Source organism: Planctellipticum variicoloris, from assembly GCF_030622045.1.
GTDB classification, from domain to species: domain Bacteria; phylum Planctomycetota; class Planctomycetia; order Planctomycetales; family Planctomycetaceae; genus Planctellipticum; species Planctellipticum variicoloris.
In genome coordinates this window covers 914,052-938,351 of the sequence record NZ_CP130886.1, presented here as the reverse complement: position 1 = coordinate 938,351, position 24,300 = coordinate 914,052, and the positions used below count along the sequence as shown (strand labels likewise).

Sequence of the window (24,300 nt, the reverse complement as noted above, 5' to 3'; positions counted from 1 at the left end):
TGGCAAACCCGAATCTTCTCAACGCGTTACAGGAGAAAGACTTCGGAGCGGAATCGGGCTGTTATTTGCTCAAGTGGAGGATTTGCCGAGGACGATAGCCAGAGTGGAAGACAATTGGTCTCATCGGCTTTCGCGGCGCCAATCGTGTTAAATCCCGGCCGACCTGTGCAGAATCCGGCCGAACCGGCGGAAGTCTTCGTCAACGACGCGCCGTCATCCGTTCCCGGCAAGCCTCCTGTCAAACCGGATAGCCCGATCTCCTTTCGCTGGCAGGTGTTGCGTCTGGGATGCCTGGTCGCGGCGGCAGAGCTTGTCGCACATGGAGCCCTCCTGATCTTCGGCCTGCCCGTGGCGGGATGGTGGATCAGCCTGCTCGATGCCGCGATTCTGGCGGCACTTTCAGGCCCGCTGCTGGCTCAAGCTCTGGCGAGACAACCGAGCCATTCTGCGGGTCGAGCACTCAACTTTCGCGTGCCCGACGACCCGGCGTCCGGGCTCCGCTGGGTCACGCTGACGGGCCTCGGGCTTGTGGTTGCGCTCGGCATCGCGATGTCCATTTCCGAGCAGAAGGCTGCGGATTCGACAGCGTCCTACGGACAGCTCATCAATCTGACAGGTCGGCAGCGAATGCTGAGCCAGCGGACGGCCCGTTTTGCCGCGAGCCCATCGTTGCAGACTTCCGCCGACGTCGATCGCCGAATCCAGAATCTCTTTGCGACGCTGAAGGATCTCCGCGAGAACTTTGATCTGCTTGCGAGACTGGTTCACGTGGAGACCGTTGAGAATTCAGCGCAGATTCGCCGGACGCTGCGGTTACTGCCGGCAATGAACGAACAATACGACAACCTCGTGGGCGAGATCCGTGCGTATCTGGACGCAGAGTTCGATCCCGAACGGACTGCCGAGTCGGCTGCGCTGGTTCAAGCGGCCGACGCCTACCTGACGACCAGCCATGAAATGGTCCTCTCGCTTCAGAGCGACTTTGAGGAGTTCCTTGCGAAAGAGAATCGACGTCGACTGGCGATGGGGTTCCTCATGCTGGGGACCATTTCGGCCATCTACCTCCTGCTGATCGATCCTGCGATTCGGCACCTGCGAACTCAGCATCGCGCGGTGCACGCGAGAGCTGCAGAGCTGCACCGTCTGGCTCTCGTGGCGCAAATGACGACGGACGCCGTCTTGATTGCGGATGACAGTACGCGGATCGTGTGGGCAAATGCGGGCTGGTTGCGGATCAGCGGCACAGACATTCTGGAGATCGAAGAACTGCCGCTGCTGGATGTCCTGAGCAGTCACCAGGGCGATCCTGCAGGGCTGTCAGGAATCCGCGGGGCGATCGAGCGGGGTACAGGCGGCCGGAGTGAGCTGCGGATGCAATCGGCCGCAGGAGAAGTACACTGGGTCGAGGCCGAGATTCAGCCGCTCCACGGGCCAGGAGGATCTCTCAGCGGCTTCATCGTCATGCTGAGCGATATTACCCGCCTGAAATCGAATCGGACCCAGCTCATCGAGCAGGTTCGACAGCTTGAAGAGTCCGAGGAATCGGCCAACCTGGGACATTGGTCGTGGGAGATCCCGACCGGGAAGATGTTCTGGTCCCGCCAGGTCTACCGGATTCACGGGCGGGACGAATCGAACGGGCCGCCGGACAACTCAGACGTGTATGCGCTTTATGACGACGATTCCTCGGTGCGACTTCGCGAAGCCGTGGACCGGGCGCTCGCCAGCGGTCAAGACTACGATCTGACCCTGAAGACCAGTGATTTGGGCGAACGCTATCTCGGCGTCCGCGGGCATGCCCGCCGGGATGCCGAAGGGCGAATCTGCGGACTGCACGGGACGGTTCGCGACGTGACGGTGCAGGTGCAGGCCGATCGTGCGCGGGCCGAGAGTGAAGAACGATACCGCCAACTCGCCGACAGCATACCGACGATGACCTGGCTGTCGGGGCCCGACAAAGGCTGCACGGATTTCAACAGCGCGTGGCTGCTGTTCCGCGGCCGACCCATGAAAGAGGAACTGGGAGACGGGTGGGCGGAAGGGCTCCATCCTGAGGACAGGGATCGGTGTCTGACCACTTACCGGTCGGCCTTCGACTCCCGGCTGCCGTATGCCGCGACGTACCGCCTGCGGCGACACGACGGTCTGTATCGCTGGATAGAAGCCCGCGGCGTGGCCCGCTATTCCGCATCGGGAGAGTTTCTGGGCTACGCGGGCGGCTGCGTCGACATCACGGCTCTCAAAGAATCCCAGCAGCAACTGAGGGAGAGCGAGCAACTTCTGGAACAGACCGGAGAAGCGGCGGGCGTCGGGGGCTGGGAACTGGATCTGGCGACTCAAGAGGTTCACTGGACCGCTCAGACCTGCCGGATTCACGAAGTCCCGGTCGGGTATCGCCCGATGCTGGACGAAGCGATTTCGTTCTATGCTCCTGCGGCTCGGCCGATCATTCGGAACGCAGTCGAACAGGCGATTGCTTCGGGCGAATCGTGGGATCTTGAGTTGCCGCTCGTGACTGCCACCGGGCGACCGATCTGGGTTCGGGCCGTCGGTCAGGTCGAGTTCGTCGATGGTCGGCCCGTGCGACTGTACGGAGCGTTTCAGGACATTACTCGACGAAAAACGGCCGAGTCCGAGGCGGTCCGTTCGTCAGCGCTGATCCAAGGAGTGCTGGACGCCGCCGCCGAGTTTTCGATCATTGCCGTGGATCCCCAGGGACTGATTACAATCTTCAACCGGGGAGCTGAACGACTGCTCGGGTACAGCGCCCAGGAGATGATCGGAGTTCATACTCCGGACATCATTCATGTCAGAGAAGAAGCGGAAGCGCGTGGCGAGGAACTCTCGCGGGAGCTGGGCATCTCCGTCGAAGGATTTCGCATCTTCGTCGAGATGGCGGAACGAACCGGCAGCGAACAGCGAGAATGGACTTACGTTCGCAAGGATGGTTCTCGATTTCCAGTCTCGCTGACGGTCAACGTCGTCCTCACCAGTCTGGGGGAAGTCGTCGGGTATCTGGGAATCGCTCAGGACATCAGCGCCCGGAAGCAGGCCGAGGAACTGCAGGGGGCCGCCAACCGGCGACTCGAGGAGGCTAACCGGCGCGCCGAGGAAATGGCGATCAAGGCGAAGGAATCCAGTCGGCTCAAGAGCGAGTTTCTGGCGAACATGAGCCACGAAATCCGCACGCCGATGACGGCGATCCTCGGATATACCGATCTGCTGGCAGACGAAGTCGATGCGCCGCTGGAACGGGCGGAGCGGCTGGATTACATCACGACGATCCGTCGCAATGGCGAGCATCTGCTGGCGTTGATCAACGACATTCTCGACGTGTCGAAGATCGAAGCCGGCAAGATGACGATCGAACAAGTCCCCGCACAACCATCGCGGCTCCTGGAAGACGTCCGGGAACTGATGCTGGTCAAGGCGCAGGCCAAGGGCATCCGACTCGACGTGCGCTGCCAGGACGGTCTGCCGGCGACAATCATGTCCGATCCGGTGCGTCTGAAGCAGATTCTCGTGAATCTGGTCAGCAACGCGATCAAGTTCACGGAGCTCGGTCGCGTAACCGTGACGGCAGGCTACGATCCCGATGGGCCACACGGCCCGATGATTCGATTCGACGTCGAAGACACGGGGATCGGAATGACGGCCGAGCAGTTGAAGCTGCTGTTCGAAGCCTTTCAACAGGGAGACTCGACGACGACGCGGAGATTCGGCGGCACCGGGCTCGGATTGCGGATCAGCCGACGGCTGGCCGAGCTGCTGAAGGGGGACATCAGCGTCCGCAGTCGGCCCGGCGCAGGCAGCGTCTTCACGGTGCAAATCGCCGCCCGGTTGCCGCGGGAAACGACCGTTCCCGTTCCCGCCGAGCAACCGTCAGTGCATCAGACCTCTTTACCTGTGGCGAAGTGTCGGCCGCAGCCGCTGGCCGGCGTTCGAGTTCTGTTTGCCGAGGATGGCCCGGACAACCAGCGGTTGATTTCGTTTCTGCTGCGGAAGGCCGGCGCCGAGGTCCGGCTGTTCGAGACCGGCCGGTGTGCACTGGAGTCTCTGACCGTCGACGGGAGCGTCGACGGGGCGCTGATGGCGGTCCCGGGCGTCGACCTCATCTTGACAGACATGATGATGCCGGAAATGGATGGCTATGAGCTCACACGGCGATTGCGGGCGAAGGGATGCACCTTGCCGATTGTCGCGCTGACAGCCAACGCCATGGGGGGAGACGGTCAGCGGTGCCTGGCTGCAGGCTGCGATGCCTACGCCAGCAAACCGATCGAGCAGGCAAGTCTGATTGAATTGCTGAATTCGGCCCTGGAGTCACGCGCGGGGAGCGCCACGCTCACCCTCGTGCGCCCCGGAGACTGAGTCGCCCCGGCCATACGACATCTCAACGTCTGCACAAAGTTGATGCTGGCGTTTGCAGTTCCTCGAAGCTCCGCGCCCCAGCTCCCCCTGACCGGAAACTCTGCGCGTCGCATGGTAAAGTTGCGATATCCGGCGAGGTGCAAACGGAATTCAACTGTCTCCATTCCAACTTCCGTGCCAGAGTGGATCGAAGACTTTCGAGTTCCAATGATACGATGGCACTCTTGTCTGCGTCCCGCAGACGACCATCTTCCGCGAAACCCATCTGATCGATGGACCGATCGACGCCCGGCCTGATTGAACGACGTCGCTCCATCTGCGAGATTCCACCGTGCAGATTTCGGATCTCGGACCATCCCCGGAATGGGGCCGCATTCTGGTCGCGGAGGACAGTCCGATGATCGCGCAGATGATGCGCCGTTCGCTCCTGACCCGCTGTGCCCTGGTGGACGTCGTTGTCGACGGGCGTGCCGCCGTCAGGGCGGCTCTGGAAGGCTGCCTCTACAATCGCCCCTATGCGGTCGTGCTGATGGATATGCACATGCCTGTGATGAACGGCGCCTCCGCGATCCGGGCCTTGCGGCAGGCCGAGTACCGCGGAGTGATCATTGCGGTGACTGCCGGCGACGACGAAATGCATCTTCGACAGGCGCTCGACGCCGGCGCGGACGATTTTGTGATCAAGCCCGTCGAATGGAGCGAACTGTACGCGAAGATGCGCCGGTTGACGGGGGCAGGAGCCTGACGATTCGCGACGCCAGTCTGTCGTGACCGGGATCTGCTATAGTGCGGCAGTTCGTTCGACGCGCGAACGGTCCGTTCATCCTGCCGCAATTGACAGCAGATCGGAAGATTCCTCGTGATACTTTCTGTCGGTTTGACGCCCGCCTGGCAGCAGATTCTGCAGTTCGACCGGCTGGTCGTCGGTGAGGTCAACCGGGCTCGCGCGACCGCGGCGTGCGCCTCGGGAAAAGTCCTCAATGTGGCGGCGGCGGCCCACAGCCTCGGGGCCGCGGCCAGTCTCTGGTGCCCGATCGGCGGGGCCACCGGCCGGCAGATTGCGGCCGAATTCCGGAAACTGGAGATCCCGTCCCGCTGGCTCGACGTGGCAACGCCGACACGCGTCTGCACGACGCTGCTCGACGCTGCGACCGGGACGACGACCGAACTGGTCGAGAATGCCGGCGCGTTAAGCAAGACCGAACTCGATCGCTACGCCGACGAGCTCCCCGAGCTGGCCGCCAAGTCGTCACTGGCGGTCCTGACCGGGTCGCTGCCCGAGCGAACTCCGGCGGGGTACTACCGGCGGCTGATGCAGTCGGTGGCATGCCCTGTCATTCTGGACGTTCGCGGGCAGGATCTCCTGGATTGCCTGCCGTTGAAACCGTTGCTGGTGAAACCCAATCGCGACGAACTGAGCTGGACCGTCGGTCGGACACTCGCAACCGAAAGCGAAATCCTGGCGGCCATGCGCGAGTTGCGCGACCGCGGAGCCCAGTGGGTCGTCATCAGTCGGGGAGCCGACAGTCTGCTCGCCTCGGGTCCAGACGGAGACTTTCGATTGCGGCCGCCGCAGGTCGAATCCGTGAACCCGATCGGTTGCGGCGACAGCCTGGCCGCCGGGATTGCCGTGGGCGTCACAGAAGGGATGCCTGTGGTCGACGCGACCCGACTGGGAGTCGCCGCCGCCGTGGAGAATGCATTGGAACTGCTCCCGGCCAGAATGTCCCGCGCTGCGACCGATCGCCGTCTGGCGCAAATTGAGATCCAGTGTCTGTGAGCAGATTCACTGACACTCGCGGGGAACTCTCGTATAAACTGATTCCGATCATGGGCGGTCGTCTCTGCCCGTGAGTTTCGATGACACGGAGAGCTTTCGTATGCACGCGCGAGGATGGATCACGTGCGGAGTGGCGCTGGCCGTCATGGCGGTCTGGAGCTGGTGTCGGGCCGAGACGCCACAGACTCAGGCCACAGCTCCCAATGCGTCCGCCGACCAACCTCATCGGTCGCCGGTCGCAGTGGCGCTGACCGACGACGGGCGGCTGGCGCTCAGCGCCAACAGCACATCGGGGTCGGTCTCGCTGGTCGATGTCAGCCAGGGAAAGCTGCTGCAGGAACTGACGGTCGGCGCCGGTCCTGCGGACGTCGTCTGGATTAACTCTGGTCTTGCCGCCGTGAGCCTGAAAGATGCCGACTCGCTGGCTTTCGTACGACGGACCGAGGAAGTACTGACACTCGAACGAGTCGTCGCCATTGGCGATGAGCCGCGCGGCATGGTCGTCCATCGCGCTGACGGCCAGGCTCTCAGGCTGTTCGTGACGCTTTCGACAAGCGACCAGATTGCCGTCGTGAATCCCGCAACCGGTCTGGTCGAAGCCACCTGGGAGACCGGCGGAGTGCCGCGGACGCTGGCGATTTCGCCCAATGGTCGCTGGCTGGCGAGCTGCTGCAATTCCCCGGCGGAGATTCTGGTCCATGATACGCAGTCGGGCGAACTGATCAGCCGGCGCAAAGTCTTCGATGTCGCCTTTAACTTGGGGACGCCGGTGGTGACGCCGGACAATTCGCTGTTGCTCCTGCCGCACGCGGTGAATCGCGGATTTCCGGTCACGACGCGAAATATTGAAATCGGCTGGGTCATCGATAACCGATTGACGAAGTTTCCTATGCCGGACGGCGAAGTTGGCGATCAGAAGCAGATGGGCCTCGACGTCCATGCGGCGGCGGTTGGAGATGCCCATGCCGCGGTGCTGTCGCCCGACGGCAAGTGGGTCGCCGTTTCCTGCGGCGGCAGCCACGAACTGCTGATGTTGCAGCTCGACGCCATTCCGTGGCCGGGGGGCGATCCCGGAGACTTCCTGCCGCGGGAACTCGAACGGAACCGGCAGGCGTTCGGTCGCATCCCGCTCGGCGGTCGTCCGCTGGGGCTGCAGTTCTCGGGAACATCGACCGTCGTCGTGGCAAACGCCCTGAAAAACTCGCTACAGGTCGTGGATCTCGCCGGCCGGAAAGTCGTCCGCGAAATTCCGCTCGGCGGACCGGCGGAACTCAGCCTGGCGCGGCGCGGCGAACAGCTCTTCTACGATGCGGACCGCTCGCACAATAGCTGGTATAGCTGTCACACTTGCCACACCGAGGGACACACGTCACAGCAGAAGTTCGACACCAGGAACGACGGTGGATACGGTGCTCCCAAGCTGACTCCGACCCTGCGCGCGGTGACTGCGACCGGTCCGTGGACATGGCACGGCTGGCAGACGGACTTGTCGGACGCCATGCGCCGTTCGCTGAAGGAATCGATGAGCACCCAGAAAGAAATTACGGCCGCCGACACGGCCGCGCTGCTGGCCTATCTGGAGACGCTCGAACCCGCCCCGAATCCCCATCGGACGTCCGCCGGAGACCTGACGGAGTCCGCCCGTCGTGGTCTGGCGGTTTTTGAAGGGAAGGGGGGCTGTGCAGACTGCCACGCCGGCGACCACCTGACCAGCGACAAGGTCTATACGGTGGGGCTGGCGGAGCCGCGGGACCGGATGCGCGAGTTCAATCCGCCGACGTTGCGCGGGCTCTATACTCGTCGACGATTCCTGCACGACGGACGGGCGAAGTCGCTCGAAGAAGTGCTGAGCGAACATCACCGCCCGGAGGACATCGCGGGTGAAGCTCTCTCGGAACAGGAACTGGCCGACCTGCTGTCCTATCTGCGGTCGCTGTAACAGCATTGTTCCACGAACGAGGATTTCCCGAATGCTGCGTCGGATGCTCTGCCTTGCGCTGACTGTTTCCAGCGGACTGGCGTCTCAACTGGAGTCGCCAGCTCGGCTGCAGGCGCAGGACGCCCCTGCGGTACGGCCGGTCGTCCCGGGAAAATTCCTGGTCCAGACGCGTCGCCGCGTCGAAGAGCCGCCGGGCAGCGGGCGGATTGAACGCGTCGAGACGCCGCAGGAATGGAAAGCGTCTGAGACGGTTCTCGTGATCTGCGACATGTGGAACGACCACTATTGCAAGCTGTCGGCGCAGCGCGTGGGCGAGATGGTCCCGAGGATGAATGCGGTACTGACGGCCGCCCGCAACCACGGGGCGATGATCATTCATTCGCCGAGCGGCACCCTCGATTTTTACGAGGGAACGCCGTATCGCAATCGCATGAAGCTGACGCCGAAAGTCGAGCCGCCCTTTCCGCTGCAAGGCTGGTGTCACCGCGACGAGGGGATTGAGCCGGAACTGCCGGTCGATGTCTCCAAGTCCCCCTGCGACGACCCGGTCGTCGGCGCCGCCGTACGGGTTTTCAGCCGGCAGCACGCCGGGTTGGATATCATCGGGTTCGACGGCATCAGCGACTCGGGCGACGAGATCTACAGTTTCTGCGCGACGCATGGAATCAAGAACATCGTGATGATGGGCGTGCACACCAACATGTGTGTGCTGGGCCGGCCCTTCGGGATTCGCCAACTGACGCGGCTGAAGCTCAACGTAGTCCTGGCGCGCGATCTGACCGACGCGATGTACGATCCCCGGCAGCCGCCGTTCGTCAGCCATGCCCGCGGCACCGAAATGGTCATTGAGCACATCGAGCGCTACTGGTGCCCGTCGATCTCCAGCGAAGACCTGAGGCAGGTCATTGCGGGCTCGGCCGACTCGCTCAAACCCGCGCCTGCCGGTCAGTCGAACAAGTAGCTGACCGATTCGTTGCGGTGGATCCGGCGGATCGCTTCACCGAGCAGCGGAGCGACAGAGACCTGCCGGATGTTGGGCAATTGCTGAGCCGGGCTGAGCGGCAGGCTGTTGGTGACGACGATTTCTTCGATGCCGGCTTCGCGAAGCCGGGCCGGGGCGTTCCCACACAGCACGGCATGCGTGGCGCCGACATAAATCTTGGACGCTCCATAGTTTCGGACGACGTTCACGGCGCCGACCATCGAGCCGGCGGTCGTGATCATGTCGTCGAAAATGACCGCCACTTTGCCTTCGATCGGTCCGCCGATGAGGTTCTCCTGGCGGGTTTCCAGCGCGTTCGCCCGGCGTTTGTCGACGATCGCCAGGCTTCCGCCCAGGTGATCGAGGTGCTGCAGCGAACGCTTGATGCTCCCTTCGTCCGGGCTGACGACGACGAGCTGATCTTTGGAAAGATTCAGCGAGCGGAAGTAGTCGTCGATGATCGGCGAGGCGTACAGGTGGTCGACCGGGCAGTCGAAGAACCCCTGAATCTGGGCCGCGTGCAGATCCATCGCCAGCACCCGGTCGGCCCCCGCCTTGGTGATCAGGTTGGCCACCAGTTTGGCGGTAATGGGCACCCGCCCCATGTCCTTGCGGTCCTGGCGGGCGTAACCAAAGTAGGGAATCACCGTCGTAATGCGTGCGGCGCTGGCGCGTCGGCACGTGTCAATGAGAATCAGCAGTTCCATCAGGTTGTTGTTGACGGAGGGACCGGTCGGCTGGATGAGAAAGACGTCCCGTCCGCGGACGTTCTGATCGAGCCGGCACGAGATTTCGCCGTCCGGAAAGTCCGACAGGTCGACTGCGCCGAGCGTAATTCCAAGGTAGGACGCGATTTCCGTCGCTAGCTGAGGGTTTGCCCGGCCGCTGAGAAGGCAGAGCTCGTCGTACATCGGCATGGCGAAGAAATGTCCGGGCAGGAGGGGCGGTCGGCAGGTGTCGGAGAGCCGGACAGTCGAGTTCCTTCCCGCCGCGGCGGAGGCATTTCACCGCCGCCGTGCGCACCTTGTCAAGCGCGGGCGATCAAGCGGCCATCGCCCGGCAGCCGTTCTGTGAGCAAGAGAACCCGGTTTTTCGGCAGAATCGGCATGTCAGCCATTTCCGAAAGTCACGTTCCTGAGCGGCAGTGTCCGCTCAGGCGATCCGGTCGGGACGCAACCTGAGTGAATTTCCGGATTTCGACGCCAAATTGCCTTCCCGGAGGTTCTCCGCCCGGCTAACTGTACCGGTCGAGGGTGAAAACATTCGGGAGACTGGCACGATGCTGCATGCAGTGATTATGGCGGGCGGGTCGGGAACGCGGTTCTGGCCCCAAAGCCGAAAACAACGCCCGAAGCAGCTTTTGCCATTGGCGGGTTCGGAGTCCCTAATTCAACAGACGGCGGCCCGCTGCCAGCCGTGGATTCCCCCCGAACGGATCTGGGTCGTGACGAACGCCCGCCAGATCGAGGCGACGCGGGAACAGCTTCCTCAAGTGCCGCCGGGAAATTTTCTGGTCGAGCCATGCGGTCGGAACACGGCCCCGTGCGTGGGAATGGCGGCGATCCGGCTGCTGCAGGCCGATCCCGAAGCGGAGATGCTGGTCCTGCCGGCGGACCACGTGATTCAGCCGGACGAAATCTTTCAGGCCGCCTGTCAACGAGCGGCCTCCGTGCTGGTTCAACATCCGGAAGGGCTGATCCTGTTCGGAGTGCGACCGACGTACCCGGCCACGGGATTCGGCTATATCGAGCGGGGGCAACCTCTGGCGGACCGTGCCGACGCAATTTACGAAGTGGCGCGATTCCGCGAGAAGCCGGATGCTCCCACCGCGGCGGAATACCTGGCCAGCGGACGGTTCTACTGGAATTGCGGAATTTTTGTCTGGAGGGCGGCTCGGATTCTGCAGGCGCTGGCCGAGTACGAACCGGAGCTGAGCGCCGGACTGCAGCAATTGACTGACGCAGCAGACTGGTCGGCGGCCGTCGAACAAGTCTTTCCGACGCTGAAGTCAATTTCGATCGACTACGCCGTCTTGGAGCGCGCCCGGCATGTCTTCGTCCTTGAAGCGCCGTTTGGCTGGGATGACGTCGGGAGCTGGCTGGCGGTCGCCCGACTTCGCGGTGCGGATGACGCCGGCAACACGATCGACGGCCCCTGGTCGGGAGTGTCGACCAAGGATTGCATCGTGCGGACGACGCCGGATCACCTGGTTGCAACGATCGGCGTTGAAGACCTCGTCATTGTCCATACCTCCGACGCGACCCTCGTAGCACGCAAATCCGACGAGGACGGCCTCCGAAAACTGGTCAGTCAACTCGAACAGGAAGGTCGGGGAAACCTGCTGTAGTAGCTTGAGATGAGCGAATCTTCTCTTGCCGAGGCGACGGTGTGTTTCCATTGACGTTCGAACCGCTGCTCAAACGCCGCCGGTGGGGTGGTCGCCGACTGGGCGATCTGCTCGGCAAAGCCATCGGCGACGGGAACGATTGGGCCGAGAGCTGGGAGATCGCCGATTGCGGCGACGACCAGAGCGTCGTGTCGGCTGGCGAATGCGCGGGAGCGCGTCTAAGCGACCTGGTGGCTCGTGCCGGCGCGGATCTACTGGGGCGACAGAACTTATCGCAGTTTCCGCTGCTGGTGAAATTCCTGGACGCGGCTGACCGACTCTCGCTTCAGGTCCACCCCAACGATGTTCAAGCCAGCTTCTTCTTTCCCGGACAGCTCGGCAAGACCGAGGCCTGGGTGATTCTTGCCGCCGATCCGGGGGCCAGAGTCTATGCGGGGTTGCGAGCCGGGGTCGATCGACTCCAGCTCGGCTCGGCTCTGCAGGAAGGCCGAATTGAACACTGCCTGCACAGCTACGAGGTCCGGCCCGGCGACTGCATTTTCATTCCAGCCGGAACGGTCCACGCCATCGGCGAAGGGATCGTACTGGCGGAAGTCCAGCAGTCGAGTGACATTACATTTCGTCTCGACGACTGGGGCCGGTTGGGGAGCGACGGGAAACCCCGCGAAATGCATGTCGCGGAATCGTTGATCGTCACCAATTTCCAACGCGGGCCGGTGAACCCCGTCGTACCAGTTCCAATCTCCGACGACTACGAAGCCTTCCGTCACGAGCAGTTGGTGAACTGCGCGCAGTTCGTCCTGAACCGGTACATCGCCGAGCGGCCGTTCTCGATCTCGCCGAACGGATCGTGCCACGGCCTGATTGGCCTGGGCGGAACGGCGACCGTCTGGGCTGATGGCTACGAAGGCCTGATTTCCGCCGGGAAGACGATGCTGATTCCGGCGGATTGCCCGTCGCTGACGGTCGAGCCACACGACCAGCTCACGCTGCTGGATGCTTATCTGCCGGCATTGTGCGGAGAGTTCGATCCAGAATCGACTTATGCAGCGCTCGCAACCAGGTAGGTCCCGCGACGACCAGTCTCGACAGCGGATCGGCTCAGTTCGACTGTTTATGAATCAGCGACATGACTTCGGCCCGGCTGGACTGATTCGTCTTGAACAGCCCGCGGACGGCGCTGGTGATAGTCAGGCTGCCCGGCTTCCGGATGCCGCGAATCGTCATGCAGGAGTGCGCCGCCTCCACCACGACAATCACTCCCTTGGGATCCAGTTCCCGCTGCAGCATATCGGCGATCTGGTGCGTCATCCGCTCCTGGACTTGCGGTCGATGGGACACTTCATCGACGACGCGGGCGAGCTTGCTCAATCCGACGACCTGGCCCCGCGGCAGATAGCCGACGTGAGCGACTCCGATAAACGGGAGCAGGTGGTGCTCGCACATGCTGTTGAAGGCAATATCCCGGACCAGCACCAGTTCGTCGTACTGTTCGGTGAACACCCGCTTGAGATGCCGGCTCGGATCTAGGTGCAGGCCGGCGAATAATTCGGCGTACATCCGCGCCACGCGAGCGGGAGTTTCCAGCAGCCCGTCGCGATTCGGATCCTCGCCGACCGCGGCCAGGATTTCCCGCACAGCCCGTTCAATTCGAGGCAGGTCGACGGGAGTCGCCGGTCGCTCTACCGCCGTTTCGTCCGCCTCGCAATCAGATTCCGGCGAATTGACACACTGATGCTGGCTCATGGCTCGACTTTCCGATCCGGCAATTAGAGTCGACGATTTCGACCGGCGCGCGGAGACGCGGCGGGCGCTGGGACGGGGTATCGTAGGCGCGCCCCCGGAACGGGTCAAACCGGGACGGCGTTGAATCCGGAACCGGCGCCCCAAACATTCAGACTTCGTACGTCTTGTAAAGCTCTGGAATGATCGGCGGTTCGTCGCACACGTCGGCCAGCAGCGATGCAACCCCCTGTGCGCCGGCCGCTTCGCCGTGAACGATAAACGCCTGCCCCACACCCCTGTCGGCCGCAAGCCCCTCGAACCACCATTTGAAGTCGTGGGCGTCCGCGTGGGCCGACAGCCCGTTGAGCACCTTCACTTCCGCCCGCAGCGGAACATCGTGGTCGAAGATCCGCAGGAAAGGACGTTTTTCGACAATCCGCCGGCCCAGCGTATGCTCGGCCTGATATCCGATCATCAACAGCGTGTTGCGGTCGTCCGCCGCCGCGTGCTTCAGGTGATGGACCACTCGCCCGCTCTCGCACATGCCGCTGGCGGCGATCACGACGAACGGCTCCTTCATATGGTTGAGCGACTGGCTTTCCTGCCCGGTCGCGACGAACCGCACGCCGGGGAATGAAAAGGGATCCTTGTCGTGCTGCAGAACTCGCTGCAGCTCCCCGTCCAGAACATTCATGTGCCGCCGATAGACGCTGGTGATTTTCGTCGACAGCGGGCTGTCGACATAGACCGGAATCTTCGGCAGCCGACCGGCGTTGGAGAGTTGATTGAGAAAGTACAGCAGCGTCTGCGTCCGCCCCAGACTGAACGCGGGAATCACGACTCGTCCGCCCCGTTTCGCCGTCCGCTCGACGATCTGCACGAGCTCCTGTTTGAGATCCTCGGCAGGCGGATGCATCCGATTCCCGTAGGTGGATTCGGTGATCAGCACGTCGCAGCCGGGCACGCGCTGGGGATCGCGGAGCAGAGGCACGCCGCGTCGCCCCAGATCCCCCGTGAACACCACTCGCCGCCACACGGCACGCTCGCGAATCTCCATCTCGGTGATCGCCGAGCCGAGAATGTGCCCCGCGTCCATGAAGCGGATCCGAAAGTCCGGGGCGAGGTCGTGCCATTCGCCGTAATCGAGCGTCTCCATGTGCTTCAGCGCCATCCGCACATGTTCTTCTTCATACAACGGTTCGATCGGGGGATGGTCGGGACCGAGGTGCCGACCGAGGTATTTGGCGTCTTCCTGCTGAATGTGAATGCTGTCTTCGAGCATCACGGCGGCGACATCTGCGGTCGCCGCCGTGCAGAACACCGGCCCGCGATAGCCGGCCTTGAAGAGCCCCGGCAGATTGCCGCAATGGTCGGTGTGGGCGTGCGACAGGATCATCCCGTCGAGCGCAGGCGGATTGCAGCGGAAGGTCTCATTCTTGCGGCGGGATTCGCCGCGGTGCCCCTGGAACATGCCGCAGTCCAGCAGGACACGCAGCTTATCTGTCTCCAGCAGATGCTGGCTGCCGGTAACTTCGCCCGCGGCGCCGAGAAACGTGATCTTCATCCGGGTGTCCTGTCAGTCGGAAAGTGGACGGCAAGCATCGCCGTCGCCATCCATCATGCAGACCGCGGGAACTGGTGTCAGCCCGACGCGGCGGGAAATCCTGGAGCGATGAACGAGATCGTGTCAGTTCACCGGTGCGTCCGGATCGAACTCGATAGAATTCTGAGGATTCTTCGGAACGGCCGAACCCCAGGTGAACTATGCCGGAATTTCAGCTCGCCAGCCCCTACGCCCCCGCGGGCGACCAGCCCAAGGCCATTCAGGCCCTCGTGCGCGGTTTGCGCGAAGGCAAGCGCGACCAGGTCCTGCTGGGCGTGACCGGCTCCGGAAAAACGTTCACGATGGCGAACGTGATCCAGCAGCTCCAGCGGCCAGCGCTGGTGCTCTCACACAACAAGACGCTGGCGGCGCAGCTTTACGCCGAGTTCCGCGAGTTTTTTCCGCACAACGCGGTTTCGTACTTCGTGAGTTACTACGACTACTACCAGCCGGAGGCGTACATCCCGCAGCGGGATATCTACATTGAAAAGGACTCCTCGATCAACGAAGAGATCGACCGGCTGCGATTGCTGGCCACCAGCGCGCTGGTCAGTCGGCGCGATGTCGTCGTCGTCGCGAGCGTGAGCTGCATCTACGGCCTGGGGTCCCCCAAGGACTACCTGGAAATGATGATTCCCCTGCGGGTCGGGGAAAGCATCGACCGGGACGAGCTGTTGCGGAAGCTCTGCGACATTCATTACAGCCGAAACGACGTAACGCCCCAGCGGGCGAACTTCCGCGTCAGGGGCGACGTCGTCGAAATCTGGCCGGCTTACGAAGAGTGCGCCTACCGGATCGAGCTGTGGGGCGACGAGATCGAGAAGCTGACGCTCATCAATTGCGTCACCGGCGCAGACGTGAAACAGCTCGACGAAGTCTACATCTACCCGGCCAAGCACTATGTCCTGCCAGAAGAGCGCGTCGCCGCGGCATGCGCAGAGATCGAACGGGAACTGGCCGAACAGCTCGAGAAGTTCCGGAGGGAAGGCAAGCTGCTGGAAGCGCAGCGGCTCAATGCGCGGACAAGGCACGACCTGGAGCTCCTGCGGGAGGCAGGCTTCTGCCCGGGAATCGAAAACTACAGCCGGGCGCTCTCGGGACGGGCGCCCGGCGAACCGCCCTACACGCTGATCGACTTTTTCCCGAAAGATTACCTGCTGTTTGTCGACGAATCCCATGTGACGGTGCCGCAGATCCGGGCCATGTTCAACGGCGACCACGCCCGCAAGACGACGCTGGTCGAACACGGTTTCCGACTCCCTCTCGCGCTCGACAACCGGCCTCTGAAGTTCGACGAGTGGAATCAGCGCCGCCACCAGACGATCCTGGTCTCTGCAACCCCCAGCGACTGGGAGCTCGAACAGACCGGCGGCGAAATCGTCGAGCAGGTGATCCGACCGACCGGCCTGGTCGATCCGTTGATTCACATTCATCCGGCCCGCGGTCAGGTGGCCCATCTGCTGGAGCAGGTGCGGCTGCGCGCCGGCCGCGGGGAACGCGTCCTGATCACCGCCCTGACCAAGCGATTGTCAGAAGATCTGACGAAATACTTCCAGGAGGAAGGCGTTCGCTGCGCATGGCTTCACTCGGAGCTCGATGCCTTTGAACGCGTCGAAGTCCTCCGCCAGCTTCGCGAGGGGAAGCACGACGTCCTGGTCGGCGTGAATCTCCTGCGGGAAGGACTCGACCTGCCGGAAGTCTCGCTGGTGGCCATTCTCGACGCGGACAAAGAAGGCTTCCTGCGCAGCGAAACCAGCTTGATTCAGACCATCGGCCGCTCGGCACGAAACGCCAATGCGGAAGTCATCCTTTATGCCGATTCCGTGACTCAGAGCATGCAGCGGGCGATCGACGAGACGAATCGCCGACGGGCGCTGCAACTTGCGTACAATGCGCAATATGGCATTACACCCGAGACGATCAAGAAGGCCATCCGCCGGGGAATCGAGGAAGAGGTGGAAGCCCGGCGGATTGTGCAGGAAGCCGCTGGAGCCGCCGACGAGTCGCAGTTTGTGACGCAAGAGTACCTCGGCGAACTGGAAGCGGAAATGTTGACCGCCGCCGAGAACCTGGAGTTCGAACGAGCCGCGAAACTGCGGGACCGGATTCTGGAACTGAAGAAGCAGGTTGGACAGATGGTTCAGCTCAAAGAGTCGCCCGGCTTTGCCGATGCGAAGCCCGCGCGACGGAAAGCCAAAGGGGGCAAGGGCCGACGGGGCTCCAAATAACCCAGAACATTCCACTGACCGATTCAGGTGTCGTCGGCTGGCGAGATCCCGCTCAGGACAGAATCCACCAGTTGATGTAGGCGTTGATGACGTCTCGAAACGGCGGGCAAAACTCGGCCAGGACCGCCAGCGGGCCGTAAAAGACGAACACCCATTCGGATCCGCCCGCGAAAGCGGCCTCCCACCAGTACCAGTAGAGGGGGCCGATTGAGAGCGCGTAGAGCAGGAAGTAGAAGGCGGACCAGCCGGCCTGGTACAGACACCAGCGGCGCCAGGTTCGCCCGGACCGCGCGACCGGCGACGGACAGGTCGGTGATCGGGGATGCTCGGAAGACATTGAGAAGGTTCGCTTCCTGGTCAAGTCTGCAGATCGAAACGCCACGGCGTTTCCAACGTCGAAGACGAGGAGGACTACGGCATAAACTTTCGAACAATGGGAATCACAAGGAGAAAACCGCCCGTCGCTGTCACGGCACAAAGCGAACAGTTCTCACAATAGAATTTCAATGCTGCGCTTCTTGCGCAAGACACGGCTTCTGTGAGGAAAATCACCTTTCCGCGCTTTGCAGCACCCCGTACGGGCATTACTTTAAGTTGATGCAAGAGGCAGTTCGCTCCTGCCATCATGCCAGCCATGACCACCGGACGCTATCCATTCCTGACATTGTCAGCGGGTGGATCCTCTTTGCATGTCCTGCCACGCGTCAGCCTGCCTCGCAGGCGCATTAGCCGAGCAGCAACATGCCCCGGAATACTCAGGATGTGACCCCCGCGGAACTGGCGATCTTGCGCGAGCTCTGGGCTCGCAAAGAAGCCACCGTGCGAGAGTTGACGGAAACGATTTACCCGGCGCAGACGATCTCGGACTTCGCCACCGTGCAGAAACTTCTGAAGCGCCTGGAACAGAAGGCCTGTGTCGTGCGCCGCGAAGGGACCTGGCCCCACGTCTTCGTGCCGATTCTGGATCGCGAAGGACTCATCGACCGACGGCTGCAGAAGGCCGCCAACGAACTGTGCAACGGGGACCTGCCGACGCTCCTGGCGCAGTACATTCGGAAACCCGTGATCGGCGATTCCGAACAGGCCGCTTCACGCGAGGGTGTCTGCGAGAACGACCCCCATCCCCCGAACTCGGCGATCTGCTGAGACGCAGTGCGCTTCGCGATCCGGAAATGGACTTGAGCCCGAGCAGGGCTTTGCCGGAGAATCAGCGGTCCAGGAGGACAAGGACCGCCATGCAACCCAGCGCGCCTTCCAACGCCGAAGCAGAACGACCGGACATCGATCCGCTCGATCGAGTGTTTGCGGCCCCCATGTGGGGACTGTCGCTGGCCTCGCTGGTCCTCTTTGGCGGCCTGTTGCACTTCTACGGACATGATCGGGGCGAGTACGCTGCCATTCTGCTGGGCTGCATCATCGGCTCCTGCATCATCTATCCGGTCTACTGGGCCGAGCTGCTGATTCGCTGGCAGGCCGGGCAGACGCGATTGAGGCAGTTCGTCTGGTGCTGCCTGCTCCCGCCCTTAAGGCTGGGAGTCCGCGATGTCGCTTCCGGACAGCGACTGTGGCTCCCCGCCTGGGGCTGGGTCCAGGCGGGACGGGCTCTGGAGCAGCGTTTGAAGTCGGCGATCGGGTTGCCGATCCTGTTGCTGTCGGTGCTCGTCCTGCCGCTGCTGGCCATCGAGCATCTGTTTGCGAACCAGATCGCCGGGAATCTCCAGTTCCACGCCGCCATGCAGGCCGCCTGGGGCCTGATCTGGCTGACTTTCGCATTGGAATTCCTCGTGATGGTGTCGGCGACGGACCGCAAGCTCGACTACTGCCGCCAACACTGGGTCGACCTGGCGATCATTCTATTACCGTTGCTGGCATTCGTCCGTGCCCTCCGACTGGGCAGTCTGCTGCGCGTGCAGCAGATGACGAAGGCCTACCGATTCAAAGGGGCGATGACCCGCGGCTGGCGCGCTTTGCTGGTGCTGGAGGCGATCCAGCGGTTGATCGCCGGCCCGCCAAACCGCCGCCTGGAGAAGCTCCGGACCGCACTGGATCTCAAGGAAGCGGAACTGCGGCAGCTCCGGGCCGAAATCCATGAACTGGAACAGAAACTGGCGATCGCCGACACCGGCGGAACCGCCGCCGAGCGCGGCGCGGCCTAGCGGATTGCAGATCAGTTCCGACCAGTCCGAAAAGTTTGTGTCACCCGCGCCGTGCGCATCGCACGCAACTGCAGCAGGCAAACTGGCCGCCGGAGCTGATTGCCCGTTGTTTCTCCAGCCTGCGCAAGCTCACAATACCGGCTTCTGCCGGTTTCCCCCGCTGGAGGTCCCGCCCGATGCCGCCGCTCCCTGCCGCCAAGACTGCGCCTGCCGGTAAACCCGCCGACGACCGCCTGGCCTCGCTCGACGCCTACCGCGGTTTCGTCATGATCTGCCTGGCCGCCAATGGCTTCGGCATCGCGGCGGCCGCCAGAAACTTTCCGCTGACGATGAGCGCCGAGTTTCAGCGCCTGGCATTCTACTTCGAGCACGTCCCGTGGGTCGGGTGCTCCTTCTGGGACCTGATCCAGCCGTCGTTCATGTTCATGGTCGGCGTCTCGATGGCGTACTCCTACGCCAAACGCAAGAAACAGGGACACTCGTGGGGCGGAATGGCGCTGCATGCGGGGGCCCGCTCCATCGTGCTGATCCTGCTCGGAATCGCGCTCAGCTCCAACGGCACGTCAAGCACCAACTTCACCTTCGTCAATGTCCTGACGCAGATCGGCCTCGGATACTTCTTCCTGTTCCTCCTCTGGGATCGACCGCGCTGGGTCCAGGTGATCGTCAGCGTCGTGATCCTCTGCGGATACTGGAGCTGGTTTGCGATGACGCCGCTGCCTCCTCCGGACTTCAATCTGGCGACGGTCGGCGTCGAACCTGGCTGGCAGCGGCTGCCGGGCTTCAATGCGCACTGGGAAAAGGGGACCAACCCGGCGGCGAACTTCGACGTCTGGCTCCTGAACCGCTTCCGGCAGCCGGACGGCAAGCCGTTCGAATTCAACAAGGGAGGCTACGCGACGCTGAACTTCATTCCGTCGCTGGTGACGATGCTGCTCGGGCTGATGACTGGCGAGATCATTCGCACGACGCCCGGCCGGCTGCGCGTACTCGGCGTGTTGATCGCCGGCGGCCTGCTGCTGCTGGGCGCAGGCTGGGGGCTCGGCGTGCTCGGAGTCTGCCCGGTGGTGAAGCGGATCTGGACGCCGAGCTGGGTCCTTTACAGCGCCGGCTGGACGCTGTTACTGCTGTCGCTGTTCTACGCGGTCATGGACGGTCTGGGCTGGAAGTGGCTGGGGTACCCGCTGATTGTGGCGGGGGCCAATTCGATTTTGCTGTATGTGATGGGCCAGACGCTCAGCGGCTGGACGTCCCAAACGCTGACCAGACATTTCGGAACGGGACTGTTCGAACTCTACGGCCTCGTCGGATCGCAATATGCCCCGATCGTGCAGTCCTGCAGCGTCCTGCTGGTTTTCTGGCTGTTCGTGTTCTGGCTCTACCGGCAGCGGATTTTTGTGAGGATTTGAACTGGGAAGAAACCAGAATCAGGATGCAGGGACAGGAGCCGGATCGTGACTTGTCATGTGGAAATCCGTCGCGCCGAACTGAGCGACCTGGAGGCGATTACTGCGATTTACAATGAGGCGATCGAAACATTGACTGCAACATTCGATACCGAACCCAAGGATCTGAAGGAACGTCGCGCGTGGATGGAGCAGCACGATGAGCGGCATCCCGTCCTGGTTGCGTGCATGAACGGGACCGTCGTCGCCTGGTCATCACTCAGTCGATGGTCGGAGCGGCAAGCCTATGTGGACACGGTGGAAACAACGACCTACGTCCGAACCGGGTATCGTGGACATGGAATCGGACGTTCGCTGAAGGAGGCGGTCCTCCAAACCGCGAAATCTCTGGGCTTTCATACCGTAATCGCCCGAGTGGCCGAAGAAAGCCTGGCAAGCCTGCACCTCAACGAAAGCATGGGCTTCAGGAGAGTTGGCACGCTCAAGCAAGTGGGGCGAAAATTTGGTCGACTGCTGGATGTCCATCTCCTGCAGTTGATGCTGGACGATTTTCCCAATGAACCGCCAGAAATATCGAGCAACCCGACGTCATCGTGAACCGGTGACACCTCACCACTTCGTCACGAAGGCGAACCAGTAGAAGATCAGTCCCGTCACGGATGTCAGCGTAATATCCACCGTCGACAGCCAGCCGAGGATCTTGTGCAGACCGCTGTGCGGGCCGGGTGTCGGCGGATTCGGGAACCTCCGCAGCGCCAGGAAAATCGTCGTCGCCCACAGAAACGGCGTGCTGATTGCGAAAATCAGGTGAACGCGGAGCAGCATGCGAACGGTGCCGAGCTGCTCGGGAGTCAGCGGCGGTTCGTGTTTGGCGACGACGTTCTCCCAGCCTCCCTGAATGAAGTGCAGGTCGAATTCAAACGCCCCCACGGCGAACAGCAGCACGACTCCCAGGAGAAGCTGCAGGTTCTTATGCCGCGAGAACTGCCGTCGCACCTTGACCGAATAGAGACTGAACAGCAGGATGGGGACGATCAGGACCAGGGCCACGACGACGAAGTCGAGCATGAATGAGGCTTTGTAGCCCAGAAATCCGTTCTGAAACACGAACATCCTCCCAGCAATGGTCGAAATGGCCTGGCGAGCGGAGTCGGTCGCGCCTCAAACCCATTCCGCCGGTGAGCTTTGTGGAGATTGCGGGCCATGATGTCAATGTCAGTCTGGCGGAATGGCTCAGAGCGGAAAGCGATAAGCTGAACGCGGAAAGCCAGATCCGAGGAGTACGACGGGATGAGAATTCGACTTGGGACGGCATATGGCGGAGTTCTGGCTGCTCTGCTGGCGCTGGGGGCCGTCGACGCAGAGGACGCGCCGATTTCTGCAGACCAGAAGGCCAGAGAGGTCGCGCGGTGGCAGGAGACTGTCGATGCGATGACGAAACGGATCGCAGCCGACGCGAAGGGGAGCGACGCCTACTCCCGCCGGGGGGACGCCCGGTTCTTTCTCGGCCAGTTTGCCGGAGCTGTGCAGGACTACGAAGAAATGGTCCGGCTCGATCCGGAACTGGATGCCTCTCACTGGCGGCTGGGGATTGCGTACTACTATGCCGGCAAGGCGGAGTCCGCCGCGGCCCAGTTCGGCAAGTACCACGCCTTCGACCAGGTCGACCGCGAGAACGGGATCTGGCGGTATCTGTCCCAATATAAAGCACATGGCAAAGATGCTGCCCGCAAGGAGCTGCTGAAGTACGAGAAAGACGATCGCGAGCCGTTCCCCGCGGTCTACAAACTGTTCGCCGGGGAAATCACCCCCAGGCAGATCCTCGACGGAATTGCCGCCGCGAAGCTGGATGACGCCGAGCGAGAAAAGCGGCTGTTCTACGCGGAACTGTATATCGGCCTGAATGCCGCGGCCGAAGGCGATCCGGAAGAAGCCCGACGGCATCTGCGAGCAGCGGTCGCAAACACATGGGGGCCGCGTGCCGGTTACGGTCCGGCGTGGATGTGGCAAGTTGGTCGGTTGCAGTGGGAGCAACTGGAACGCGAGGCGAACGCGAAGTAAACGCGAGTCGAGAGCCGGACAGGCAACTGCTGCGAGTGGCCGTCCCGTCGTTCCTGCCTATAACTCCCTCAAATTCCAATTGTGGGAGAGACGTGATGGCCGTGAGTCTGGGGCGACATCCGGTGACTCCGGGAATATTTCTGTTGCGGGCGGAGATCTGGCTTCCGCGACGGCGCGAGGACGTTTTTGACTTCTTCGCGGACGCGTTCAATCTGGAGGCGATCACGCCGCCCTTGTTGCATTTTCATGTGGAAACACCGCCGCCCATTGCGATGCATGTCGGGGCGCTGATCGATTACCGGCTGCGCCTGCACGGATTTCCCATTCGCTGGCGAACCGAGATCACCGGCTGGGAGCCGCCGCTGCAATTCGTCGACGAGCAGGTTCAGGGGCCGTATCGGCTCTGGCGGCATCGGCATTCATTCGTCGAGCGGAACGGGGGGACGCTGATGACGGACGAGGTGGAGTATGCGGTGCCTGGCGGAACGCTCGTGCATGCACTGGCCGTGAAGGGAGACGTCGCGCGGATTTTCGAGTTTCGCGAACAGAAGATGCGAGAGCTGTTCTTCGCGGCCGGAGAAACCGCGGAGACTCTGCAGCCGGCTGAATCGCGGCAGACTCGTCGAGCCCGACTTACATCAGCATGACCAGCCCGGGGACAGTCCGGATGCAGGCGTAGACGGCGAGGACTTGTTCGGCGGTCTCAATCCACGGTTCAATCGTCACCGAGACGTGCCGGCCGCCCGCCGTGTGCTTGAGCGAAAACGGCGAGTCAAAATCGTGATCCAGCTCGGCCCGCACCACGGCCACAACCTGCTCGGCAAAGCTGCCGTCAGTCCGACCGATGGCCTTGAACAGAAAACGGCAGGGGAACTCGTGCGTAGCGAGCAGCAGTTCCAGAGCAGCAGGCTGATCCACGACAGGCAAATCCCGAGGCAGGCGGGGCGGAGACGGCTTCGTCAATTATACCGACGAAGTCAACTTTCTCACAAAGAGGGGGGACCGCGACAGCCCCAGTTTCTTCAGCCCGTACAGCGCCATGACGCCCAGCGTCGCCAGACCGTAAGTCACGCTGCGGCGGAAATTGATGCTGCTCGCCTCATCGAAATAGCGGACGGGAACGGGGATGTCGCCGAGCTTGAATCCGAAATAGACCGACTGCGCCAGAAACTGCGTGTCGAAAACGAAGTCGTTCGAGTTCTGTTCGTAGGGAATCGTCTCCAGGACCTCGCGGCGGTAGGCCCGAAAGCCGCTGTGGAAGTCCCCCAGATTTTGTCCCAGGGCGACGTTCTCGATGAATGTCAGGCAACGGTTCGCAAGATACTTGTACAGGGGCATCCCCCCGTCCAGGACCTCGCGCCGGGTGCGGATTCGTGATCCCATGACGAAGTCGCAGATGCCGAGTCGGATGATTTCGATTGCAACGGGGATCACCCGGCTGTCGTACTGGTAGTCCGGGTGAATCATCACGACGTAGTCGGCGCCGGCCTCGAGCGCCAGGCGATAACAGGTCTTCTGGTTGCCGCCGTAGCCCAGATTTTTCTCATGCCGGACGACGGTCAAACCAAGCCGCTCCGCCACCTCCACGGTATTGTCGCGACTGCAGTCGTCGACGACGATGACCTGGTCGACGGAGCCCGGCGGAATATCGGCGATGGTCCGTTCGAGCGTGAGCGCCGCATTGTAGGCGGGCATGACGGCG

The 24,300-nt window shown here is 62.4% G+C and carries 21 protein-coding genes; 14 read left to right on the top strand and 7 right to left on the bottom strand.

What is annotated here, in order from left to right:
- Window positions 1–144 precede the first annotated feature (144 nt).
- The 5 genes from SH412_RS03670 (at window position 145) to SH412_RS03650 (ending at window position 9,051) form a co-directional block, all read left to right on the top strand.
- A complete protein-coding gene (locus SH412_RS03670; protein ID WP_336522157.1) occupies window positions 145–4,371 on the top strand; it encodes a PAS domain S-box protein in 4,227 nt (1,408 codons plus the stop codon).
- Between the two features lie 331 nt (window positions 4,372–4,702).
- Window positions 4,703–5,116, top strand: a complete 414-nt coding sequence (locus SH412_RS03665; RefSeq protein WP_336522156.1) for a response regulator — start codon at window positions 4,703–4,705, stop codon at window positions 5,114–5,116.
- Window positions 5,117–5,230: 114 nt separating this feature from the next.
- Window positions 5,231–6,151, top strand: coding sequence for a 1-phosphofructokinase family hexose kinase (locus SH412_RS03660; protein ID WP_336522155.1), 921 nt, complete (start codon window positions 5,231–5,233; stop codon window positions 6,149–6,151).
- A gap of 100 nt (window positions 6,152–6,251) precedes the next feature.
- Entirely contained in the window at window positions 6,252–8,090 is a 1,839-nt protein-coding gene (locus tag SH412_RS03655) for a cytochrome c peroxidase (protein ID WP_336522154.1), read from the top strand.
- A 31-nt stretch (window positions 8,091–8,121) separates the two neighbouring features.
- Entirely contained in the window at window positions 8,122–9,051 is a 930-nt protein-coding gene (locus SH412_RS03650) for a cysteine hydrolase family protein (RefSeq protein ID WP_336522153.1), read from the top strand.
- Here the strand turns inward: SH412_RS03650 and SH412_RS03645 are convergent.
- Window positions 9,036–9,983 (bottom strand): ribose-phosphate diphosphokinase, encoded by a 948-nt coding sequence (locus SH412_RS03645; RefSeq protein WP_419555839.1) that lies wholly within the window; start codon window positions 9,981–9,983, stop codon window positions 9,036–9,038. The genes SH412_RS03650 and SH412_RS03645 overlap by 16 nt on opposite strands.
- 368 nt (window positions 9,984–10,351) lie before the next feature.
- On the opposite strand from SH412_RS03645, the gene SH412_RS03640 reads away from it, so the two are divergent.
- Both SH412_RS03640 and SH412_RS03635 read left to right on the top strand, forming a co-directional pair.
- On the top strand, window positions 10,352–11,419 hold the full coding sequence (locus tag SH412_RS03640) for a mannose-1-phosphate guanylyltransferase (RefSeq protein ID WP_336522151.1): 1,068 nt from the start codon (window positions 10,352–10,354) through the stop codon (window positions 11,417–11,419).
- A gap of 41 nt (window positions 11,420–11,460) precedes the next feature.
- Window positions 11,461–12,486 (top strand): type I phosphomannose isomerase catalytic subunit, encoded by a 1,026-nt coding sequence (locus SH412_RS03635; RefSeq protein ID WP_336522150.1) that lies wholly within the window; start codon window positions 11,461–11,463, stop codon window positions 12,484–12,486.
- Window positions 12,487–12,520: 34 nt separating this feature from the next.
- On the opposite strand, the gene folE is transcribed toward SH412_RS03635, so the two are convergent.
- Window positions 12,521–13,165, bottom strand: coding sequence for a GTP cyclohydrolase I FolE (gene folE / locus SH412_RS03630; RefSeq protein WP_336522149.1), 645 nt, complete (start codon window positions 13,163–13,165; stop codon window positions 12,521–12,523).
- A 148-nt stretch (window positions 13,166–13,313) separates the two neighbouring features.
- Window positions 13,314–14,708: an MBL fold metallo-hydrolase gene (locus tag SH412_RS03625; RefSeq protein ID WP_336522148.1), complete on the bottom strand. Its 1,395-nt coding sequence runs from the start codon at window positions 14,706–14,708 to the stop codon at window positions 13,314–13,316.
- Window positions 14,709–14,908: 200 nt separating this feature from the next.
- On the opposite strand from SH412_RS03625, the gene uvrB reads away from it, so the two are divergent.
- Entirely contained in the window at window positions 14,909–16,975 is a 2,067-nt protein-coding gene (gene uvrB / locus SH412_RS03620) for an excinuclease ABC subunit UvrB (protein WP_336522147.1), read from the top strand.
- 52 nt (window positions 16,976–17,027) lie between these two features.
- On the opposite strand, the gene SH412_RS03615 is transcribed toward uvrB, so the two are convergent.
- Window positions 17,028–17,312, bottom strand: a complete 285-nt coding sequence (locus SH412_RS03615; RefSeq protein ID WP_336522146.1) for a hypothetical protein — start codon at window positions 17,310–17,312, stop codon at window positions 17,028–17,030.
- 404 nt (window positions 17,313–17,716) lie between these two features.
- Between SH412_RS03615 and SH412_RS03610 the strand changes: the two genes are divergently transcribed.
- From SH412_RS03610 to SH412_RS03595, 4 genes are all read left to right on the top strand, one after another.
- Window positions 17,717–18,121, top strand: a complete 405-nt coding sequence (locus tag SH412_RS03610) for a BlaI/MecI/CopY family transcriptional regulator (RefSeq protein ID WP_336522145.1) — start codon at window positions 17,717–17,719, stop codon at window positions 18,119–18,121.
- A gap of 89 nt (window positions 18,122–18,210) precedes the next feature.
- Complete coding sequence (locus SH412_RS03605; protein ID WP_336522144.1) at window positions 18,211–19,131, top strand: hypothetical protein; 921 nt, start codon at window positions 18,211–18,213, stop codon at window positions 19,129–19,131.
- 176 nt (window positions 19,132–19,307) lie between these two features.
- Window positions 19,308–20,540 (top strand): acyltransferase family protein, encoded by a 1,233-nt coding sequence (locus SH412_RS03600; protein WP_336522143.1) that lies wholly within the window; start codon window positions 19,308–19,310, stop codon window positions 20,538–20,540.
- Window positions 20,541–20,585: 45 nt separating this feature from the next.
- The gene (locus SH412_RS03595) at window positions 20,586–21,134 is read left to right on the top strand and encodes a GNAT family N-acetyltransferase (protein WP_336522142.1); all 549 of its coding nucleotides are present in this window, start codon (window positions 20,586–20,588) and stop codon (window positions 21,132–21,134) included.
- Window positions 21,135–21,146: 12 nt separating this feature from the next.
- Here SH412_RS03595 and SH412_RS03590 read toward each other — a convergent pair whose 3' ends face one another.
- Entirely contained in the window at window positions 21,147–21,644 is a 498-nt protein-coding gene (locus SH412_RS03590; RefSeq protein ID WP_336522141.1) for a DUF420 domain-containing protein, read from the bottom strand.
- A gap of 183 nt (window positions 21,645–21,827) precedes the next feature.
- Here SH412_RS03590 and SH412_RS03585 point away from each other — a divergent pair, with 183 nt between their 5' ends.
- Window positions 21,828–22,598, top strand: a complete 771-nt coding sequence (locus SH412_RS03585) for a tetratricopeptide repeat protein (protein WP_336522140.1) — start codon at window positions 21,828–21,830, stop codon at window positions 22,596–22,598.
- Window positions 22,599–22,693: 95 nt separating this feature from the next.
- Complete coding sequence (locus SH412_RS03580; RefSeq protein ID WP_336522139.1) at window positions 22,694–23,245, top strand: SRPBCC family protein; 552 nt, start codon at window positions 22,694–22,696, stop codon at window positions 23,243–23,245.
- Here SH412_RS03580 and SH412_RS03575 read toward each other — a convergent pair.
- Together SH412_RS03575 and SH412_RS03570 are read right to left on the bottom strand one after the other, a co-directional pair.
- Window positions 23,232–23,516 (bottom strand): YbeD family protein, encoded by a 285-nt coding sequence (locus SH412_RS03575; RefSeq protein WP_336522138.1) that lies wholly within the window; start codon window positions 23,514–23,516, stop codon window positions 23,232–23,234. The two genes, SH412_RS03580 and SH412_RS03575, sit on opposite strands and share 14 nt — an antisense overlap.
- Before the next feature lie 45 nt (window positions 23,517–23,561).
- Window positions 23,562–24,293: a glycosyltransferase family 2 protein gene (locus SH412_RS03570; RefSeq protein ID WP_336522137.1), complete on the bottom strand. Its 732-nt coding sequence runs from the start codon at window positions 24,291–24,293 to the stop codon at window positions 23,562–23,564.
- Window positions 24,294–24,300: the final 7 nt, after the last annotated feature.

Bases quoted from the DNA above. Each gene is read 5' to 3' on its own strand.
- SH412_RS03655 (WP_336522154.1), top strand. From the start codon at position 6,252: ATGCACGCGCGAGGATGGATCACGTGCGGAGTGGCGCTGGCCGTCATG.
- SH412_RS03650 (WP_336522153.1), top strand. From the start codon at position 8,122: ATGCTGCGTCGGATGCTCTGCCTTGCGCTGACTGTTTCCAGCGGACTG.
- SH412_RS03645 (WP_419555839.1), bottom strand. From the start codon at position 9,983: ATGTACGACGAGCTCTGCCTTCTCAGCGGCCGGGCAAACCCTCAGCTA.
- SH412_RS03640 (WP_336522151.1), top strand. From the start codon at position 10,352: ATGCTGCATGCAGTGATTATGGCGGGCGGGTCGGGAACGCGGTTCTGG.
- folE (WP_336522149.1), bottom strand. From the start codon at position 13,165: ATGAGCCAGCATCAGTGTGTCAATTCGCCGGAATCTGATTGCGAGGCG.
- SH412_RS03625 (WP_336522148.1), bottom strand. From the start codon at position 14,708: ATGAAGATCACGTTTCTCGGCGCCGCGGGCGAAGTTACCGGCAGCCAG.
- uvrB (WP_336522147.1), top strand. From the start codon at position 14,909: ATGCCGGAATTTCAGCTCGCCAGCCCCTACGCCCCCGCGGGCGACCAG.
- SH412_RS03615 (WP_336522146.1), bottom strand. From the start codon at position 17,312: ATGTCTTCCGAGCATCCCCGATCACCGACCTGTCCGTCGCCGGTCGCG.
- SH412_RS03610 (WP_336522145.1), top strand. From the start codon at position 17,717: ATGCCCCGGAATACTCAGGATGTGACCCCCGCGGAACTGGCGATCTTG.
- SH412_RS03605 (WP_336522144.1), top strand. From the start codon at position 18,211: ATGCAACCCAGCGCGCCTTCCAACGCCGAAGCAGAACGACCGGACATC.
- SH412_RS03600 (WP_336522143.1), top strand. From the start codon at position 19,308: ATGCCGCCGCTCCCTGCCGCCAAGACTGCGCCTGCCGGTAAACCCGCC.
- SH412_RS03585 (WP_336522140.1), top strand. From the start codon at position 21,828: ATGAGAATTCGACTTGGGACGGCATATGGCGGAGTTCTGGCTGCTCTG.
- SH412_RS03580 (WP_336522139.1), top strand. From the start codon at position 22,694: ATGGCCGTGAGTCTGGGGCGACATCCGGTGACTCCGGGAATATTTCTG.
- SH412_RS03570 (WP_336522137.1), bottom strand. From the start codon at position 24,293: ATGCCCGCCTACAATGCGGCGCTCACGCTCGAACGGACCATCGCCGAT.